17 protein-coding genes and 2 pseudogenes are annotated in these 20,145 nt (G+C 42.8%); 8 read left to right on the forward strand and 11 right to left on the reverse strand.

Annotated features, from left to right (window positions below; all coding sequences use genetic code 11):
- Nucleotides 1-122 precede the first annotated feature (122 nt).
- Nucleotides 123-620: pseudogene (locus FH974_RS25620) on the reverse strand (DUF4150 domain-containing protein); the annotation flags it as partial.
- 267 nt (nucleotides 621-887) lie between these two features.
- On the opposite strand from FH974_RS25620, the gene FH974_RS25625 reads away from it, so the two are divergent.
- On the forward strand, nucleotides 888-2,051 hold the full coding sequence (locus tag FH974_RS25625; RefSeq protein ID WP_207104435.1) for an AAA family ATPase: 1,164 nt from the start codon (nucleotides 888-890) through the stop codon (nucleotides 2,049-2,051).
- A gap of 135 nt (nucleotides 2,052-2,186) precedes the next feature.
- Complete coding sequence (locus FH974_RS25630; RefSeq protein ID WP_242551997.1) at nucleotides 2,187-2,651, forward strand: MBL fold metallo-hydrolase; 465 nt, start codon at nucleotides 2,187-2,189, stop codon at nucleotides 2,649-2,651.
- A 211-nt stretch (nucleotides 2,652-2,862) separates the two neighbouring features.
- On the opposite strand, the gene FH974_RS25635 is transcribed toward FH974_RS25630, so the two are convergent.
- From FH974_RS25635 to FH974_RS25645, 3 genes are all read right to left on the reverse strand, one after another.
- The gene (locus FH974_RS25635; RefSeq protein WP_069496657.1) at nucleotides 2,863-3,351 is read right to left on the reverse strand and encodes a hypothetical protein; all 489 of its coding nucleotides are present in this window, start codon (nucleotides 3,349-3,351) and stop codon (nucleotides 2,863-2,865) included.
- A gap of 41 nt (nucleotides 3,352-3,392) precedes the next feature.
- Complete coding sequence (locus FH974_RS25640; protein WP_207104436.1) at nucleotides 3,393-4,181, reverse strand: hypothetical protein; 789 nt, start codon at nucleotides 4,179-4,181, stop codon at nucleotides 3,393-3,395.
- A gap of 425 nt (nucleotides 4,182-4,606) precedes the next feature.
- Nucleotides 4,607-5,158, reverse strand: coding sequence for a DUF4019 domain-containing protein (locus FH974_RS25645; protein ID WP_207104280.1), 552 nt, complete (start codon nucleotides 5,156-5,158; stop codon nucleotides 4,607-4,609).
- 307 nt (nucleotides 5,159-5,465) lie between these two features.
- On the opposite strand from FH974_RS25645, the gene FH974_RS25650 reads away from it, so the two are divergent.
- Together FH974_RS25650 and FH974_RS25655 are read left to right on the forward strand one after the other, a co-directional pair.
- Nucleotides 5,466-6,392: a universal stress protein gene (locus tag FH974_RS25650; protein ID WP_207104281.1), complete on the forward strand. Its 927-nt coding sequence runs from the start codon at nucleotides 5,466-5,468 to the stop codon at nucleotides 6,390-6,392.
- A gap of 80 nt (nucleotides 6,393-6,472) precedes the next feature.
- Nucleotides 6,473-7,602, forward strand: a protein-coding gene (locus FH974_RS25655; RefSeq protein WP_242551828.1) for an IS3 family transposase whose coding sequence is annotated in 2 segments (ribosomal slippage) — nucleotides 6,473-6,725 and nucleotides 6,725-7,602 — 1,131 coding nt in all. Because the reading frame shifts where the segments join, the coding sequence is not laid out codon by codon here.
- A gap of 342 nt (nucleotides 7,603-7,944) precedes the next feature.
- On the opposite strand, the gene FH974_RS25660 is transcribed toward FH974_RS25655, so the two are convergent.
- From FH974_RS25660 to FH974_RS25675, 4 genes and pseudogenes are all read right to left on the reverse strand, one after another.
- A complete protein-coding gene (locus FH974_RS25660; RefSeq protein WP_207104437.1) occupies nucleotides 7,945-8,886 on the reverse strand; it encodes a zinc-binding dehydrogenase in 942 nt (313 codons plus the stop codon).
- A gap of 67 nt (nucleotides 8,887-8,953) precedes the next feature.
- Nucleotides 8,954-10,042, reverse strand: a complete 1,089-nt coding sequence (locus FH974_RS25665; protein ID WP_207104438.1) for an alkene reductase — start codon at nucleotides 10,040-10,042, stop codon at nucleotides 8,954-8,956.
- 9 nt (nucleotides 10,043-10,051) lie between these two features.
- Nucleotides 10,052-11,149, reverse strand: a pseudogene (locus FH974_RS25670) (alkene reductase).
- 225 nt (nucleotides 11,150-11,374) lie between these two features.
- Nucleotides 11,375-12,256 (reverse strand): LysR substrate-binding domain-containing protein, encoded by an 882-nt coding sequence (locus tag FH974_RS25675; protein ID WP_207104439.1) that lies wholly within the window; start codon nucleotides 12,254-12,256, stop codon nucleotides 11,375-11,377.
- Nucleotides 12,257-12,445: 189 nt separating this feature from the next.
- Between FH974_RS25675 and FH974_RS25680 the strand changes: the two genes are divergently transcribed.
- Nucleotides 12,446-13,642 (forward strand): MFS transporter, encoded by a 1,197-nt coding sequence (locus tag FH974_RS25680; protein WP_207104440.1) that lies wholly within the window; start codon nucleotides 12,446-12,448, stop codon nucleotides 13,640-13,642.
- 83 nt (nucleotides 13,643-13,725) lie between these two features.
- A complete protein-coding gene (locus FH974_RS25685; protein WP_207104279.1) occupies nucleotides 13,726-14,418 on the forward strand; it encodes an SDR family oxidoreductase in 693 nt (230 codons plus the stop codon).
- A 399-nt stretch (nucleotides 14,419-14,817) separates the two neighbouring features.
- Here FH974_RS25685 and FH974_RS25690 read toward each other — a convergent pair whose 3' ends face one another.
- Nucleotides 14,818-15,369: a DUF4019 domain-containing protein gene (locus FH974_RS25690; protein WP_207104280.1), complete on the reverse strand. Its 552-nt coding sequence runs from the start codon at nucleotides 15,367-15,369 to the stop codon at nucleotides 14,818-14,820.
- Nucleotides 15,370-15,676: 307 nt separating this feature from the next.
- Between FH974_RS25690 and FH974_RS25695 the strand changes: the two genes are divergently transcribed.
- Nucleotides 15,677-16,603, forward strand: coding sequence for a universal stress protein (locus FH974_RS25695; protein ID WP_207104281.1), 927 nt, complete (start codon nucleotides 15,677-15,679; stop codon nucleotides 16,601-16,603).
- 420 nt (nucleotides 16,604-17,023) lie between these two features.
- Nucleotides 17,024-18,301, forward strand: coding sequence for a hypothetical protein (locus FH974_RS25700; RefSeq protein ID WP_207104282.1), 1,278 nt, complete (start codon nucleotides 17,024-17,026; stop codon nucleotides 18,299-18,301).
- 203 nt (nucleotides 18,302-18,504) lie between these two features.
- Here the strand turns inward: FH974_RS25700 and FH974_RS25705 are convergent, their stop codons facing one another.
- Both FH974_RS25705 and FH974_RS25710 read right to left on the reverse strand, forming a co-directional pair.
- Nucleotides 18,505-19,203, reverse strand: coding sequence for a restriction endonuclease (locus FH974_RS25705; RefSeq protein ID WP_207104283.1), 699 nt, complete (start codon nucleotides 19,201-19,203; stop codon nucleotides 18,505-18,507).
- A 261-nt stretch (nucleotides 19,204-19,464) separates the two neighbouring features.
- Complete coding sequence (locus FH974_RS25710) at nucleotides 19,465-20,007, reverse strand: SOS response-associated peptidase (RefSeq protein ID WP_207104284.1); 543 nt, start codon at nucleotides 20,005-20,007, stop codon at nucleotides 19,465-19,467.
- Nucleotides 20,008-20,145 lie beyond the last annotated feature (138 nt).

Raw genomic sequence — 20,145 nt, forward strand, 5'->3', positions numbered from 1 at the left:
ATAAAAGATTAAACGGGCATAGATCAACGTATAGAAAGCGCTATATTTAAAGGTGGAAATCAACATGGACGAGCAAGATAGGGTCTCGACAAGCAGGGTTTTATCCGAAATGTCTACTCAACAAATGGTGTATTTGCGTAAGGCTGTCCATTAGGGTATTTGCAATTGAGTTCGAGTGTGTAGGTGCCTTCCTGATCCTCAGTGACAGAAACGGAAGGGTTTTGTACACCACCAAGGCACATGGTGTTGGCCATATTCATGGTCATCTGGTCCGTCAGGCGACAAACACCAATTCCTTCCATTGTGACGGTTGGAGAAGCAGAGATAAATTCAGCTTCAGACTCAATCGTGCCAGATGACACGCCTTTTTTATCACCACCGGCGTCACCAGTACTTGCTGCAAATTTGCTGCCTTTGATGGCAATACTATTACCACCATCCATAGATACCGTTGTGGTCCCGCCGACAAGATCTGCCGACTTCGCATTGTTACCATATGGAATTGGTACAACGGAATTACCTACTGTCGTCAAACAAACGTCGGGGAGAGTCGCATTTGCTTCCCCTCCCGATCCCTTGTGGACCACGCTCAGCCCATTTGCGCAAACTGTGACACCCATGATGTAACCTGAATCAACAAAAAAGATAAGCAATGATATAAAACAAAGCGCACATCAATCTAACCGAAAGGTTAGTTAAAATGAACGGTTTACCGTTCTAAATGACTAAATTGAAAGGTTTTGGCTGAATGTCTCACAAAAAGGTAGGGGCCACACTGTGGAGCTCGTCAATACTGGGGGCCGCATGACATGAAGACGATCGAATGTTAACGTTCGATTAATAGTTTTTTCAATATGTGTTTTATTTAATTTAAACGAGATGTGAATATGATTACAGCGTTGGCGATCAATAATTATCGTTCGATTCTAAATCTGGTTATTCCACTAGGCAGATTGAATGTGATAACGGGAGCCAATGGCACCGGTAAATCCAACTTGTATAAAGCACTTCGTTTGTTGGCGGATACAGCGCAAGGTGGGGTGGTGTCTGCGCTCGCGACTGAAGGTGGCCTAGATTCAACTTTCTGGGCGGGGCCGGAAAAGATAACCAACTCGATGAAGCGAGGTGAACATGCCATTGAGGCCACAGTAAGGCAGAAGGTCAAACGTCTCAAGCTTGGCTTTGCAACTGAAGAGTTCAGCTACGCGATTTCCTTAGGTTTACCAGCGCCGACTATGTCAATGTTTGGGTTTGACCCAGAGATTAAACGTGAATGTATTTGGAATGGTCCTTTATATCGACCTGCCAGTGCACTGATAGACCGAAATGGGCACGCGATTAAAGCGCGTGAAGGACGAAAATGGCAAGTCATTTCAAACCACATCGCCACTTATCATAGCCTGTTTGATCAAATTGCCGACCCAATGGCAACGCCAGAGGCGTTTATGCTGCGGGAAACGATTCGCGGCTGGCGCTTTTACGATCATTTCAGAACTGACAAAGATGCCCCCGCCAGACAACCTCAACTTGGGACTCGTACTCCAGTTTTGCACCATGACGGCCGCGATCTGGCCGCTGCCTTACAGACCATTATCGAAATTGGTGACAAAGAGGTGCTTTATAAAGCAATCGACTATGCGTTTCCCGGCGCCAGCATCCGTATTGTGAATCAGGCTGATGGTCGATTTTCGTTGGAGTTTTCCCAGAACGGCCTTTTAAGGCCATTAAGTGGTGCTGAGTTGTCAGATGGGACTTTACGTTACTTGCTGTGGGTGGCCGCTCTTCTTACGCCTCGACCACCAAGCTTGATGATTCTTAATGAGCCAGAAACCAGTCTTCATCCAGATTTGTTGCCTGCTTTAGCGCGTCTAATTTCTCACGTGGCCGAGAATACTCAGGTCTGGGTGGTGTCTCATGCTCCTCGTTTGATTGCGGCGTTAGCCGAGCATCCAGAATGCAATGCTATTCAGCTAGACAAGGAGTTTGGTCAGACGATTATTCCGGGTTTGGACCCTCTTTCATCTCCAAATTGGTACTGGCCTGATTCTTAAACAGAAAAAATCTCAGTGTATTTTTTCTCCCTAAAAAGGAGATTAAATTATGGTCTATGCACCTCTCGTTAAACGCCAATCGCGACTAAACTCAAAGTTACGTTCAATGAAAAGCGGTCTTTGCGGGAGGACATAATGACAACCCAGAACATTCAGCACTTTTTTCATCCTGAATCCGGTAGCTTGAGTTATGTAGTGGCAGATTCGGACACCAATGAGGCAATAGTTATTGATCCTGTTGCTGATTATGATGAGGAAAACTGTAAGATCGGTTTTGAATCCGCGCAGCAATTCATTGACCACGTTGAACAAAATCAACTTCATGTCACCGCGATTCTTGAAACACATATTCATGCTGATCATTTGTCGGGTTCGTTCTATCTCAGTAAAGTACTACAAGCGCCGATCTACATTTATGATCATGTCAAAGAGGTATACGCTAGCTGCAAGGATGATTTGTCACTTACCGATCTTTATCATTTTGAGCATTTCCTGTTGGAAAATGAACAAAATGTACATAGCTTTATCGCCAGTAGAGCAGTTTTTACGCAATCTTCCATGAATTTATACTTTCACCCCGTATTACATCTCGGGGATTAACAGCCAACAGCACGGGAAGAATTGATAACTTTTAGTATTGCAAAAAACCGTGAACAGGGTGTGAATGAGTAAAAAGTCTAGCCAATAATGGGGCAGAAACGTGCTAGCTGTAGTTTTGCTAGCACGGCTTTGGACAGAAACAATTTAGAATTACGGCACTAAAACATATCTGTCAGATTAGGGAAAGTAAGTTGAAACCTTAGACATTTTGTTATGTTCGTTTTGGCAGTTCACGCTTTGCTGATTTAATTAATTTAGGCAGATATTCTTGAACAGTGTCACGGACTGCCAATGCATGTCTAAATAGGTAAGCTGATTGAGGATTGTCAAAAGCCTCTTGTGCGGCTTCATGCACACTAAAGTTTTCTTTTTGAAGTGCGCTATTGACTGTCACTAGTAGACCATAAAACTCATCATTCATTACCAGTCTACCTGTTACTGCCAACTTCTGAATCTCTCTCATTGACTGTTCTATATTAGAACCAGAGCTACTTGTATATTCACCACAGTGTTCTGACCGAACTTGCTCAGCCCAATACGAGATATCTTCGAGGGCAACAATGACTTTGCTGTAAAGCTCTCTTTTTTCATCCCAGATTTTTTCTTTTTTTGTTCGGGACAAAGCTAAATGAGTCCCCAATACTGCACCGACAAAACCACCCAAAAGCGGTACTACAAGTTTATATACTTCGATATCCATTTAGTCCTCTAAGAACATAACGTTTTATTTGACCACTACAGTTAGGCATCATTGGTATTCATCCCCACCTGCGCAAGATCCCAATCAGACGCCTGATTGCTTTTAGCCTGTTCAAACTTAGCTTTGCACAATGTTAAAAAATCAGGATATATCTTCTGTAATTCTTCTTTTTCAAAAGTCTCTAGGCAGATATGAAATACATATAGAACTGGCCCTATTGTTATCGTTGAGCGGTATGCGTTAAGTTCCTTCGTATTTTTATCATCGTTTACAATCAAGCCACCATGAGCAGCATACTGATCGACCCCAAAATTTGATGATGCATGACTAAAAAATGGATCGACTTTTATCTCTAACCAAATACGGTTGAGAGAATTCCTACTAATAGCAAACTCCGCAAGTGTAGTGGGAATAGGGCCATCCACTTCAGCGATATGGCAGCACAACAACTTGGCAAAATAACGGAATATATTCAGATAAGAATCTCCCCCCTCCAAGTAAAGTTCAGGCGAAAAGACACTCAAAGGATCTTGATTATTCTTGACCCGCTCAGCTACTAACCCATGAAAGCGATCAAACTCTCTATCCGCCTGTTGAGTGCGTGATGTATTGCAGGTTTCACAAATTCTTACTTTGAACTTAAGATGCTTTGATTTAACGCTTTGAGCTAATTTCATAGCCCTATTTGACTCACCAGAAACTCCAACCATCAATGGCTCTTTCCCGAATTCCTTGCGCAGAGCCGCAGCCTTGATTTTATGTTCACCCGTCAAATTTTCGGAGTTACCGCACAAGCAGCACTTTGTGACGGGAAATTGCTGAAAATACACCTCGTGGCCTCCTGATGCCTAACAGTTACTGGACAGATAATCTCTACTAGAAATTGTCCATCAAAAATACTCTGCTTAGTTCTTTCAATCTTTCATACATAACGGATCAAGCCTGACGTAACCTAACGTTAGACAAGTAAGTCTTTTTCAATCGAACCCACAAAATTCAGACATCTTCTATCTAACACACCATAATAAACTGAGTACATATTTAATCATTAGTCTAAGTAGGTCAACTAATGACAAAAGAAACTAGTTAAGCATTTAAGCTAGACAAACTTTGGGGCATAAACGTGCCAGAACAGATCGGCCTAGCACGAGTATGGACAATTACGTTTTAGCAACCTTGCTAATTTAGCAAAGCATGAATTACTAAAAGTATGGAAAAAGTCGCTTACGTGAACATTCAATATCACTTGAGCAGTTCATTTAATGAAATACCCCGCAACTCGCCATTTGTTCGCTACTTTCTGCAATGTCACAGTTTCTATAGCTGAGCTTTTTTGACCAAAACTAGCTGTGAAATGGATAACAAGATACTGACCATCAGCAACGCCAGGAAGAGAACCGTGTTCAGATGTTTTTTTAACTGAGCGGGAGATATTTTGGCCTAACGGAGCACGTACTTGAGTAAGTATTCTTTTCCATTTGGTACTTGAAATTCTTTCTTGAAACACAGGAGCAGCTTCATCCCAACTTAAACTATATTCGCCTAAATCCACGCTCTCTAGCCATGATATAGCAACTTCGTTTCTAATATCATTTATATCTAAAACTATTGATTTTGATTCAACACTTAACTCAGCGACATCGACTTCAAAAGCAGCCGCAATCGCTTTCTTTGATTCTAACGAACACTTACCTTCACTTTCTACTCTTTGAATTGTTCGAAGACTGATTCCAGCTATGATTGCCAATTGCTCCTGAGACCAGAATTTTCCTGAACGAAGTTTTTTGATTAGTTCTTGATTTACCATAGGTTCCAACTTCCCTCAGAAAAAATACGAAAAACAATTATTGCAGGAACGATATAGGTTTTCCACGCCAGTTACCTGACACATACGCAAGAAATCCCACTACACTCTATTCTTAGCAGAAAAATGCCGATTGGTTTTGGCACTACCAAGAATAGGCCAATTTATGACAAAACAAATGAGTCCGAATTCTTGGACTAAAAAGGTTTGGGGCAAACATTGATTTAGTAAACAGTGCAATTCATATACTCTTTTCTATAGTTACTTTATACAAGTTAATACCGTATGAGTAACATAAAGGGAGTGTAAAATGACTTTCGAAAAAATTTTGGTCCCTATAGCTCCAGAGCAGGAGTTAAACGATTCTCTTCAATATGCACTGAGTTTGTCTAACGAGTGCTCATCTCAGGTTACTTTAATATCCGTCATCAATACCTTAGATGAATTCAAAGAAATACATCAATTCTCAGGTTCCGCGCTAGACATCTTGGACGCAGCAACACAGTTTTATCACGATTCACTGAAACAGCACATTCAAACGCTTGCAGAACACTACCCCAAAATAAGCTTTGGTAGCAAAATACGTATAGGAATTCCTTTTATTGAAATTATTAAAGAAGCCAAAGAGAGTAACTCTTCTTTGATTATGATTGATTCTTATCGCGAAAATAAAATTGAACCCTGTCAAAGGGGTAGTAATACACTGAATTTAATGCGTAAATCTGAAATTCCCATTTGGTCCCTAAGCAAAAAGCCCAAAGCTATAACCAATGTAATTGCCGCATTGGATTTGACGAACCCAAGCTATCAAGACTTCAACTCAAAGATAATCTCTTTAGCTGTAGAACTTTGTAATAAGCTTGGTGCTAGCCTGACTTGTTGCCATGTTTGGAAGCTTGAATCTGAGGGTTTTCTCAAAAACTGGAGTGGTTATGCAGATATCGATATTGCTCTACTCTCTCAAAAAATGCGTAACGAAAGAGTAGAAAGACTTAACTCTCTATTAACGCCGTTTGTTAATACTCTTCCAATAAAAGTTATGTTGATTGAAGGAGAACCAAGGGAAGTATTGCCTGAATATGTTATCAGTAATGAAATAGATTTAGTAATTCTAGGCTCAATGTCTAGAACTGGGATATCTGGTTTTGTAATGGGAAATACCGCAGAGTCGATGATTAACCAATTAGAATGTTCAGTAATGACTCTGAAACCAGATTCGTTTAAATCCCCTGTATAAAGTATCACTACTGACCTGCCCCCCGCTTTCTAATCCAGCCAAAACTTAGTAATGTTCATCTTATAAGAAGGAAGGTGAATATGAAGAAGCGATTCAACGAACAGCAGATCATTGCCATTATCAAGGAAGCAGAAGCGGGATTGCCCGTTAAAGAATTATGCCGCAAGCACAACATTTCCGATGCCACATTCTACCTCTGGCGTAAAAAGTACGCGGGTATGGATGTTTCCGATACCCGTCGCTTGAAAGCATTGGAAGATGAGAATGCCAAGCTCAAGAAGCTATTGGCGGAATCCATGCTTGATGTTGATGCTTTGAAAGCGGCTCTTAACCAAAAGTATTGACCGTCGGAGACAAGCGCAAGGCTGTGCATGTAATGCAGGAAGTCACCACGATTTCGGAACGCAAAGCCTGTCTGCTCGTCGGTATAAATCGCGCATCAATGAGATACAAACCTCAAGCTAAAAAGAGTGATGTGGAGTTATTGGCTCGCATACAAGAACTGGCACTCGAGAGAAAACGGTTCGGATATCGCCGTATTCACCGTCTTCTCCGACGGGAAGGGACAGAGGTTAACCATAAGCGCGTTTATCGGCTTTACCGAGAGGCTGGACTGGCCGTTCGCAAACGGAAGCGAAGGAAATCATTATGTGTCGGGCGAGAGCAACTGTTACTTCCCTCACAGTCCAACCATACCTGGTCAATGGACTTCGTCATGGATGCACTCAGTTCTGGCCGTAGGATAAAGTGCCTCACTATCGTTGACGACTTCACGAAGGAGTGCCTGGATATTACTGTTGCATCAGGAATTTCTGGGGATGAAGTGGTTGCCATACTTGAGGCTATTGCAGCTTTCCGAGGTTATCCTGAGGCTGTTCGAACAGATCAGGGGCCTGAGTTTACGGGTAAAGCTCTCGACCAGTGGGCTTATGATCATGGTGTCATTCTGAAGCTGATACAGGCTGGTCAGCCAACCCAGAATGCTTATATTGAAAGCTTTAACGGCAAGTTCAGAGACGAGTGCTTAAACGAGCACCTGTTCAGAGACTTGAGCCATGCTCGTAAACTGATCAGTGACTGGCGCATTGACTACAATGAAAATCGTCCCCACTCATCAATTGGATACCTAACCCCCTCTGAATTTGCAGTACTAACACGTTCAGGGCTAAACAGTAACGTAACTGACATTACTAAAGAAATGTTGGATTAGTTATTGGGGGCAGGTCAACTACCTCCTAATCTTAGATGGACACAATTTGGGGAACGGGCTTTTCAACGGTAGAGGGAAAGCCTGTATAAATAGCATTAGATATTATAAGTCAGAGTGTAGCTTGGTGACGTTAACCATTGAAAATTTGAAACTCATAACGGGGCATAAACGTGCCAGAACAGATCGGCCTAGCACGAGTATGGACAAAAATCATTTAGAGCATGATTTTTGTCCATGTCCTAGAGATAAGTTTTGCTCATCATCTACGATGAGCAAAACTAGCCAAGCCAAGTGTAGGGTGTCAGCTATGGTGGCTCACAGTAAAAATATAAATTGCGCAGTCTAACTCAATGTAATCACGGTTTTTCGTTTTGTGGTTTCACTGTGTTTCAATGCATCAAGCATCTGCTCGAATTTAAAAGTGACAGGAATACTAACTTCAACACTCCCATTTTCAATACGCTCAAGCAGCGCTTCACCATTTTGCATTAATGCATGCCAATCGTCTTTATCACCAAAATCATGTAACGCTCCAAGTGCTATTTCGTGGTAAGAAATAGTGCGAGTAAATGGAGGGTCAATGGGTTTAGGTATACGGTCTTGAATGCAGACAATATGTCCATTCGCTCTTAAAAGAGGCACTAAATGAGCTGCATTTACCCCACTCACCGCATCAAAAATGGCGAAGTATTTCATGTCAATTAGAGATTGTTCTCGATAAACTCGACGAATACCTAGTGATTTTGCACGTTCTTCACTAAGACTAACTGAAACAACATCAACGGTATAACCAGCATTGACAAGTAACTGGGATAGTAGATTATTAACCGCTCCAAAACCAACGATAAGCGCTTCTTTTTGCAGGGTTAATGGGATTTTTTCAAATGCTTGCCATGCGGTAAGCATCGGGCAAGGTAGTGCTGCTGCAAGTTCAAATGATAGGCTCTCAGGCAGCACCATCACTCGCTCAGCATTCAAAACTGTATACTCAGCAAAGCTACCATTGCGTTTTAATGAGGCATGGTACGACACTCGGCGTCCAATTAGACCTGTATCAACATTAGCTCCTACTTGTACTATAAGACCTGCACCATCAACACCTGGAACATGACCATTAGGCCAGTTCAAAGGGTTGGCTTTGATAAATTTCCAATCGACAGGATTAATACCAATGGCTTTGTTTTGAACTAGAATTTGATCGTCAGCTAATTGTGGCGTCTTTGCCTTATCCAAAACAAGACTGTTTGTTTCTGGGTGATATTTCCAAATTTGATATTGTTCCATCTCATTCTCGTTCGCTTAATGAAAAGGTAAGGCACCAAGGAGTGGTTAGCCCTTGATGCCTTATTTACTATGCCTGATAAGTAGGATAATCGATGTAGCCTTCGGCCCCGCCACCATATAGTGTTAGTCGTGCATCAGCATCAAACTCAGCTAGCGGTAGGTCTTGATTAAATCGCTCAACTAGATCTGGGTTCGTTACAAAAGGTGTACCGAAAGCCACAAAATCAGCATATTGTTTATCTAGTAGCTCTTGAGCAGATTGCTTGGTCATTTTTCCCGCAATCATGATAGGGTTTGGATACACTTCTCGAACTTGCTTTCGAAATTCTTCAGGCACTTCAACATAACGAGAAATTCGCTCAGAAAAATGAACATAAGCTAAGTTCATCGGTGCCATTTTCTCAAGTGCTTTTAGCGTAACCTCAATGACTTCAGGATCCTCATCAGCAAAACCTTCAATCACGTGTGGAGATACACGTACGGCTACTTTATCGCTACCGATTTCGTTTACGACCGCTTGTAAGGTTTCGAGCAGAAACCGCATACGGTTTTCTTGACTGCCACCATACTGATCTTGACGCTGATTACTCTCTAAACGCATAAATGTATCAAACAGATAACCGTGCGCAGCGTGGATTTCAACCCCGTCAAAGCCAGCTTCAATCGAATTTTTAGCGGTTTGAACAAAATCAGCAATCGTACTCTCGATGTCTTGAATCGTCATTTCTCGTGGCGTTTCTGTTTCGATCATTCCAAACCCACCCTCTGGTAATGGGCCAAATACTTGATCAGGCACTTTAATTGCTGAAGGTGCAAAAGGCTGCTCACCTGAAATCTCAGAATGACTTCGACGCCCAACATGCCAAAGTTGGATAAAGATCTTCCCACCTTCCTCATGGACAGCCTGAGTCACTTTCTTCCATCCTTCGATGTGTTCTTTGGTATAAATGCCAGGTGTCATAGAATAGCCTCGACCAACGGCAGAAATCGGCGCTCCTTCAGTGACAATCAAACCAGCGCTGGCACGCTGACGGTAGTAGGTTGCCATCATCTTGTTTGGTACATCACCAGGTTGAGACGTGCGTGAACGAGTCATCGGCGCCATAGCGATACGGTTTCTAGTCTCAAGTCTGTGACCTTTAAATGCCTTGAACATACTTCCCCCTTAAGCTTTATACGTTGGATAATCAATCAACCCTTTTTCACCACCACCAAACAAGGTGTTAGGATCGTGCTCTGCAAACGGGTAGCCGTGAAGTAGTCGTTCAGGCAGATCGGGATTCGCCACAAAAGGCCGTCCAAAGCCGATCATATCAGCCAGTCCGTCATCAATAGCTTGTTCCGCTTTTTCCGCATTATAACGACCTGCGTAAATCAAAATGCCTTGATAAGCCTCACGTAAGGCGCGTTTGAAAGAGATTGGCGTATCAGGGGCATCATCCCAATCAACTTCCGCGATATGCAGATAAACGATACCGTGCTTATTCAGTAACGCAGCAGCAGCGGTATAGGTCTCAATAGGGTTCGCATCCACGGTGCCATTTAAGGTAGTCAAGGGCGCAAGACGCACGCCTACGCGATTAGCGCCAATCGCTTCAACTAATGCTGCAACAACTTCATCAAGAAAACGAAGACGATTTTCCAGGCTACCACCGTATTCATCGGTACGACTGTTAGCTTCGGAGTCTATGAATTGGTTGATCAAATAACCATTCGCCGCATGCAGTTCAATACCATCAAAGCCTGCCTCAACGGCATTCAACGCCGCTTGACGATAATCTGCGATGACTTGTTGAATATCCGCTTTTGTCATTGCTCTAGGCTGGACGACGTCAACAAAACCAGGTTCATCACTCCCATTATCAACGAATACTTTTACGTTTTCCGCTTTTAACGCTGATGAAGAAATCGGTTGCTCACCACCAATGTTATCTGAGTGAGTGACTCTACCTACATGCCACAGCTGCGCAAAAATTGTGCAACTTTCTGCATGCACTGCTTGAGTTACTTTACACCAGCCTTCAATCTGTTCAGGCGTGTAAATACCTGGCGTCTACGCATAGCCTTTTGCATTCGGTGAAATTTGTGTGCCTTCGGAGACAATTAAACCTGCACTGGCTCTCTGAGCGTAATACGTCGCCATCATGTCATTAGCGACATCCCCAGGTTGAGTCGCTCTGGAGCGTGTCATCGGTGGCATGACGATGCGGTTTTTGAGAGTCAACGATCCCAATTGGATAGGTTGAAAAAGTGATTTAGACATAATAAGCCCTCTTATTTTTTGAGAGGGATACTAACAAACTCAACGCATTACATTGATAGCAACAAAGACAAATGATATTTGTTAAAATTGCAATAGTCTAAGCATATTCCAGCAATGATCTTGTTGGGTGTCGATGTCTCATCGGCTTTTATTGGTATCTGTTTTGTCCAAGATGCCAGAAGAAATAGCCTAAGCGAGGTTCGGAGTTACCTCGCGTTGAACGATTTACAGATCCAGTTTTGACTGAATAAAATCGATAAAAGCAGAAATCCTCTTGGCAACCGAAGAAGACTTATAGTAGACAGCATTGATTTGCTCTCTGCCAGAGTGACTGATTTTTTCACCTTCTAACAACGTAATTAATCTTCCTTCGGCTATATCCTTTTTCACCATAAAGCCCGATAGACAGGCGATTCCATTTCCCATCAACGCGAGTTGTCTCACCGTTTCACCGTTACTTGAGGTCAGCGTGGGTGTCAGCCCTGAAAATCCTTTCAGAGGCCATTCATTGAGTGTTTTTGGTGTTGAAAATCCGATGATATCGTGATGTTCCAAATCACTACTCTTACTCGGAAAGCCGCGCTTTGATAAATAATCAGGTGAAGCAACAATGTAAAGTAAACTTCGGCCAAGAGGCCTAGCATGTAAGGTTGAATCATTTAATGCACCGATACGAATAGCAATATCGGTTTTCTTTTCTAGTAAATCAACATAACCTTCATTGGAGGTTAACTCCAACTCAATATCAGGATAGGCTTGATTAAATGGCTGAACGAGTGGGACTAACTGGTGAAACACAAACGGACTGGCGGCATCAACACGCAGTCGTCCTTTGGGTAATTCCCCACGGGATATGATCTCGTCTTCCGCTTGCTGCAACTGCATCAGCCCTATTCTTACCGACTCAACGAATTGCCGCCCCTCATCCGTTAATTCAATCCGTCTTGTGGTTCGGTTTAATATCGTCACGCCAAGCTGGCTTTCTACCTTACTCACCGCTCGTGATACGCGTGCCACCTGTATATCGAGACTTTCTGCTGCCGCAGTAAATCCGCCAGCATCAACGACAGTAAGTAGAATTTCTAAATCGTCCGATTTCGTCCGCATGCTTGCCTACCATTTACTCTACAGTTTCGTTTTAATTATTGCATTTATAACAAATATTATTTGTTTAATAACCTATTTTTTGCAACAACATTTCCACGCAAAATCCCTCCATCAAATCAGGGCAGCGCGAAACGTTGATAAGCACATTCGCTGCTGTGTACTAGAACCTAACAAAAGAGAGTAAATGATATGCCATTAGCACTTCTCGCATTGACGCTCAGCGCCTTTGCTATCGGAACGACGGAGTTTGTGATCGTGGGATTGATCCCGACTATGGCTTCTGACTTAAATGTCTCACTACCATCCGCAGGACTGCTGGTGAGCCTTTATGCACTCGGTGTTGCGATTGGCGCACCTGTTTTAACCGCGCTGACGGGAAAGTGGAACCGTAAGCACGTACTCATTACTGTTATGTCACTGTTTGTGATTGGCAACTTATTGGCATGGCAAGCACCTGGTTACAACACCCTTATCGTTGCTCGTATTTTGACTGGTTTAGCCCATGGTGTGTTCTTCTCAATCGGCTCCACAATTGCGACTGGCCTAGTACCTAAAGAAAAAGCAGCCAGCGCGATTGCGATTATGTTCACGGGATTAACCGTGGCATTAGTAACGGGCGTGCCGCTTGGTACTTACATCGGCCAAACCTTTGGTTGGCAATCGACGTTTTTGATTGTAGCGCTATTAGGACTTATTGCCTTGATTGGTAGTGCTTTCTTGGTGCCAAGCAACCTAAAACAGCCTGCTGCCGCTAAACTGTCATCACAACTAAAAGTGTTAACGCAACCAAGACTACTACTGGTTTATGCCATCACAGCACTCGGTTACGGTGGTACCTTTACCGCTTTCACTTTTCTTGCGCCGATTTTGCAACAGGAAACAGGATTCAGCGCCAATGCAATCAGCCTAATTATGTTGGTATACGGCGTATCAGTAGCGATTGGTAATATTTGGGGCGGAAAAATGGCCGATAAGATGGGGCCAATTAAAGCACTGACGATTATTTTTGCAGGACTCGCCACCGTATTAGTTGTATTTAACTTTACGGCCATTAACCCTATCGCAGCGGTAGCGACCATTTTAGTTTGGGGGGCCTTTGCATTCGGTAATGTTCCTGGTTTACAAGTCTATGTGGTTAAACTGGCTGAAAAATACACTCCTGATGCGGTAGACGTCGCTTCTGGTCTCAACATTGCGGCGTTTAACGTGGGTATTGCGCTTGGCTCTTGGGGAGGCGGTATGATTGTGTCAGAAATGGGCTTAATGCATACCCCATGGATTGGAGCCGTGATAGTGATCGTTGCTCTCGCTCTTACTCGAATGAGTGGACGTCTTGATAAACGTACAGAAGTTCATTTGTCGGAAGCAAACGTACTTGTGAAGTAAGTATCACGACAATGGTTACAAGCTGGTCAAGGCTCGGCATTGACCAGCTAATTCTTACTTATAATCAACTTAGGTAGCTCACAATGAAAACGGTTTTTATCACTGGCGCCAATCGAGGTTTAGGCTTAGAGCTTGTTAAACAATACGCTCAGCGTGGATGGCGTGTGATTGCATGCTGCCGTGACATCAACACAGCTCAGGCTTTGTGTCTCTTGGTACAAACTTATCCAACGATTGATATTCATACGCTGGACGTAAGTAATGAATCCCATATTCTCACTTTGACAGAGAAATTTGCGGGCATCGCCATTGATGTACTCATTCACAACGCAGGAGTGAGCGGAGATGAATGTGAAAGCCTAGGTAACATGGGGCAAAAGGAGTGGATAAATGTATTAAACGTCAACACCATTGCGCCCATGTTAATCACGCAGGCTTTGCTTAATAACATTCTTGCTGGTGAAGATAAAACCATCATTGGGATGACTTCAATACTCGCTAGCATCGATGACAACCGCTCTGGTGGTCGATACAGCTATCGCGCATCAAAAGCCGCCCTCAACCAAATAATTAAATCTTTGGCTTGTGAACTAACCGAAGTGGGTGTGAAGACTATGGCAATTCATCCAGGTTGGGTACAAACCGATATGGGCGGAAAGGATGGCAAGGTAACAGTAGAAGAGAGTGTTAAGGGCATGCTTAATGTTATCGACAATTTAAAACTTAAGCATTCAGGTTCATTTTTTGTCTACGATGGAACTCAATTGCCGTGGTAAGCCCTATAGTTAGGTCACATGCAAGCTCTAAGGGTATGATATGCTTTTATTTATAGTTTTAATCCTTTCTATTGTCGGTTTGATCTGGTGGTATTTACACAAAGTCTCCCGTGATATTTCCCAAATTGACTGGGATTGGGATGACGATGAGATCCTATAAATTGATATTGCCTGAATCTATGGCAGGTCACATTACATATTCTAAGGAACAACTACGAGCCTGCTCTGGACTGAGTAAATACTTTAACGTGAAATGGGGCATAAACGTGCCAGAACAGATCGGCCTAGCACGAGTATGGACAAATTACGTTTTAGCAACCTTGCTAATTTAGCAAAGCATGAATTACTAAAAGTATGGAAAAAGTCGCTTACGTGAACATTCAATATCACTTGAGCAGTTCATTTAATGAAATACCCCGCAACTCGCCATTTGTTCGCTACTTTCTGCAATGTCACAGTTTCTATAGCTGAGCTTTTTTGACCAAAACTAGCTGTGAAATGGATAACAAGATACTGACCATCAGCAACGCCAGGAAGAGAACCGTGTTCAGATGTTTTTTTAACTGAGCGGGAGATATTTTGGCCTAACGGAGCACGTACTTGAGTAAGAATTCTTTTCCATTTGGTACTTGAAATTCTTTCTTGAAACACAGGAGCAGCTTCATCCCAACTTAAACTATATTCGCCTAAATCCACGCTCTCTAGCCATGATATAGCAACTTCGTTTCTAATATCATTTATATCTAAAACTATTGATTTTGATTCAACACTTAACTCAGCGACATCGACTTCAAAAGCAGCCGCAATCGCTTTCTTTGATTCTAACGAACACTTACCTTCACTTTCTACTCTTTGAATTGTTCGAAGACTGATTCCAGCTATGATTGCCAATTGCTCCTGAGACCAGAATTTTCCTGAACGAAGTTTTTTGATTAGTTCTTGATTTACCATAGGTTCCAACTTCCCTCAGAAAAAATACGAAAAACAATTATTGCAGGAACGATATAGGTTTTCCACGCCAGTTACCTGACACATACGCAAGAAATCCCACTACACTCTATTCTTAGCAGAAAAATGCCGATTGGTTTTGGCACTACCAAGAATAGGCCAATTTATGACAAAACAAATGAGTCCGAATTCTTGGACTAAAAAGGTTTGGGGCAAACATTGATTTAGTAAACAGTGCAATTCATATACTCTTTTCTATAGTTACTTTATACAAGTTAATACCGTATGAGTAACATAAAGGGAGTGTAAAATGACTTTCGAAAAAATTTTGGTCCCTATAGCTCCAGAGCAGGAGTTAAACGATTCTCTTCAATATGCACTGAGTTTGTCTAACGAGTGCTCATCTCAGGTTACTTTAATATCCGTCATCAATACCTTAGATGAATTCAAAGAAATACATCAATTCTCAGGTTCCGCGCTAGACATCTTGGACGCAGCAACACAGTTTTATCACGATTCACTGAAACAGCACATTCAAACGCTTGCAGAACACTACCCCAAAATAAGCTTTGGTAGCAAAATACGTATAGGAATTCCTTTTATTGAAATTATTAAAGAAGCCAAAGAGAGTAACTCTTCTTTGATTATGATTGATTCTTATCGCGAAAATAAAATTGAACCCTGTCAAAGGGGTAGTAATACACTGAATTTAATGCGTAAATCTGAAATTCCCATTTGGTCCCTAAGCAAAAAGCCCAAAGCTATAACCAATGTAATTGCCGCATTGGATTTGACGAACCCAAGCTATCAAGACTTCAACTCAAAGATAATCTCTTTAGCTGTAGAACTTTGTAATAAGCTTGGTGCTAGCCTGACTTGTTGCCATGTTTGGAAGCTTGAATCTGAGGGTTTTCTCAAAAACTGGAGTGGTTATGCAGATATCGATATTGCTCTACTCTCTCAAAAAATGCGTAACGAAAGAGTAGAAAGACTTAACTCTCTATTAACGCCGTTTGTTAATACTCTTCCAATAAAAGTTATGTTGATTGAAGGAGAACCAAGGGAAGTATTGCCTGAATATGTTATCAGTAATGAAATAGATTTAGTAATTCTAGGCTCAATGTCTAGAACTGGGATATCTGGTTTTGTAATGGGAAATACCGCAGAGTCGATGATTAACCAATTAGAATGTTCAGTAATGACTCTGAAACCAGATTCGTTTAAATCCCCTGTATAAAGTATCACTACCTCCTAATCTTAGATGGACACAATTTGGGGAACGGGCTTTTCAACGGTAGAGGGAAAGCCTGTATAAATAGCATTAGATATTATAAGTCAGAGTGTAGCTTGGTGACGTTAACCATTGAAAATTTGAAACTCATAACGGGGCATAACTGTTTTAGCTGGTAGTTTTGCTCTCTATCTGAACTTTGTGACTAAATCAGTAGTTGCACCTAACGACTAAGTGAATATTCATTCATGAGGAGGGGCTAGATGAAGACGTCAGATTGAACGGATAACATAGCTACTTTCTCGACTAAATAGAAAAAATGACCTACCGTTCCGCTAGCATCTGAAGCGATGCGCTCCACTAACTCGGACAACACTCAAAGCCTCAAATTGACAACATTTATTACTCAAACTTGATATTAGGAAAATGCAAAGAATTAAAGGTGGTGTCGGAACTCCAGCAAATGTAAGGGTTCATGAGATTTTTTCTCAGTGCCCCAAGGTCGGAGTCTGGGGCGATGCTGCGATGGACCAAGAGCAACTAGTCTTTGTTACCAAGGTCGACAATGTTGATCTTGCAAATAGGACAATGAGGAACGTACCGCAAAAGCACATAGGGATCTTTGCAGATGGTTTTGTCTACCACTACTCGAACTTACAAGATCAGGTGGTCAAATGGACGCACCAGAAGTTCCTTAAAGAGTTCGAGAAGATTTATCACGGGAAACTGGGGCTTTTTTTCGGTACTTTCCCTGGTGCAGACCTTGAACTGGCAGTTAAACCGGAAGCTGATTCGGTTCCTCGGGGACTCGGGTTCGATCTGAAGAAAGAAGGTCGTCGGTGGTACGCCTCCACCGGAGGCCGCCCTTCTGAACGCTTTTATGTTGGTCGTGAAACGAAAAACGGCAGCTATGTCGGACTATTCATGAGTCCCAATGAATACTATGGCCCTACCTATCGTGCTGAGGATTATATTGATCGGTATGACCATTGGGCCCAACTAATGGAGCTAACTGGTTATTGCGAAAGCAAAAACCACTTCAACCTGATTAACACTTACGATAGTGCAAAATTCACTTTTGGCTTTTATCAGCTTGCGGCTCATACAGCGCACGACAATCTGATCCTTTTGTTCCGTAAGCTGATGAGTCTTCCGAGCTCTTCAGAGTACTTTCCCGAGCTGGTACTGAGCAACGGGCACCTCCACCGTGTAAACGAAGATGGCGGGATGACAGATCTGGAAGTGGAATCCAACTCTGGGCCCGGGGGGCGGCGGCAGTTGCAGCGGTTTATGGACTTTCTCAACGCAAAACGTCTGGAACATGATATGCAGGAGGTTTTGCAATCGGCCCGTGTTATCCACTGGGCAAATGAAGATAAGCTGATGCATGAGCTACAAGTTGAAGTAGCCTGCGATATCCTTCAGGCCAAAATGGAGCGCTATGCCCGTTGGTACGACCTGGATGGGCAAACCGACACTATTTGTGCTCTGATCGCTGATATACATCACCAGGGCCGTGCTAGCAAGAACAAAGTAAAGGCAGCCTTGCATTCTGCCACCCCCGAAGAGAAGCTAATTACTATTAATCCGGGATATGCAGGGAGGATATCTGATCTTAGGTTTAAGCTTGAGGCCATGAAATCCAAGAAGCAGCTGGGTAAGATGATTTACGATGCTGGATTAAACGAGTTCAGAGCGATTTAGTTCGTTACGTGCGTCTTAACGATAGCGTTCTTTGTTTGGCTGGCGTGAGTGCTGTTGCGGCTTGGCTAGCTACCTCTTAACTGCGTGGTAGCTAGCTAGTCAACGCATCCTTTAGGTAGTGAAGTATATCAGAACGCGAAGGCTATTCATGTTTTTCCATTGAGGTCAAACTCTTAACCGGCAACAACACCAAACTTCAGACTTTATTCATTCTTAAAATGGAATGAGTCGAAAAGTATGCCTTCATCACTTAAATCTCGACGAAAGTCAATCGCGCAATATTTGCACGTGATTAGGTTCTTCATTGCAAAGTTTTTAGACTCGTAAATAAATTGAACGAAGCGAGCATCTTCATAGCCATTACAGTCAGAGTACTCACATACAATTTTTCTTCTTTTAGGGATCAACGCGTTGTAGCATTTAGGGAAGTAGCGGCGCATCAATCTATAATACTTGGGCGTTTCCAGCATTGTTTCTTCAATGACTGCCCCAGTAAAAAGTATTATGGACGCTTCACAGTCTTCATCTATGCTATCAATGTACTCTCTCATATCCTGCGTCACGTCGTTTGAATAGAACAAAATAAAGCTGTCGCACTTATGTCTGTCGAGTTGACCCAGGTAAAACTTATCATCTCTACATGAGATTCGCCTGCTGTAATTTTTGCAGCTAACCAGGAAACGAAGTGGTTTCTTCCTCCTACCCTTATTAGGGTCTTCCACTATCATATCGCAGCCACCGTCTGGGCCAACTGCGGGTCTTCTGACTATGTCAAAACCTTCTAATCTCAGATACTCCGCCGCGAATTTTTCGAACCGGTCGCCAGCTTTTTCGCTTATGTCTGTGTCAATCGGGTTTAGCTCTGCAAAGTCCAAAAGGCTTGTGCCGTATTTTGTCATCATTTCTAACCAAATGTTTCGTTAAGTAAAGCATGATTATCACAACGAGCGTCTGAATAGACAAATAGACTGATGAACAATAGAGGACGAGGCCTTCACAACTGAATGGATCGCATTTTCAGCAGCCCAATTTGTTGCAAAAAAAAGCTAGAATTTCTGAACTAAGGCGGTGAGAGGGGATATTAAAGAGCCATTTCTAACTGCCATATCATTGATAATATATGATTTTTTGCACCTGCAAAGTAATGGCACTCATCTGTTTCATCAGCATGCAGTAATTGCAAACGGTATTGATGCCCTGGGAACTTGCCCAGATAACCACTCAATCGCCTGCGCACGGCCAATCAGCAATGGCATTCGATGGTGATAGGGAAGGCATTGATCATCAGCCTCTGTCGTCAGCATGACAAGTTTCGGTTCGTCAGCAGGAAACCATATGCCAGCAATATACAGTGGCCGCTGTTCTTCGTGGGCAAACAGGTACTTTTGTTTTCTGGGATTGCCTTCATCACGCCATTCATACCATCCCGAACACGGAACCAGACAACGATGGTTCGCCATCGCATCCCGAAAAGATTTCTTCTGAGCCGCCGTTTCTGATTGAGCATTGATGATCAGCTGTTTTGCCCAATCAGGTTGAATCCCCCAACGTGTCAATAGTGGTTGGTAGCATGCCTGCTGGTGGAGCAGTACCGTGACCTCATTGGTCGGCCTTAAATCCATGTTTTCCTGCGGAGAATACTCGCACTTCATTTCGTCCCTAACCATTTCTGACAGCCAGCTGTCGATGCTGATTCGTCCGCACATAACGCTTACCTTTTCATCTGTTAATCCATTGAAGTAATGGAGCGTTTGCCCAAGGCCTTCACAATATTTTCACCTGCTTTCTTTTTATTTTTGATGATTGTCGTAGGCCTTGGCAAATCGGGCGTGTTTCGGGTACGC

Origin of the sequence: Photobacterium ganghwense, assembly GCF_017329545.1 — a bacterium.
Classification (GTDB): Bacteria; Pseudomonadota; Gammaproteobacteria; order Enterobacterales; family Vibrionaceae; genus Photobacterium; species Photobacterium ganghwense.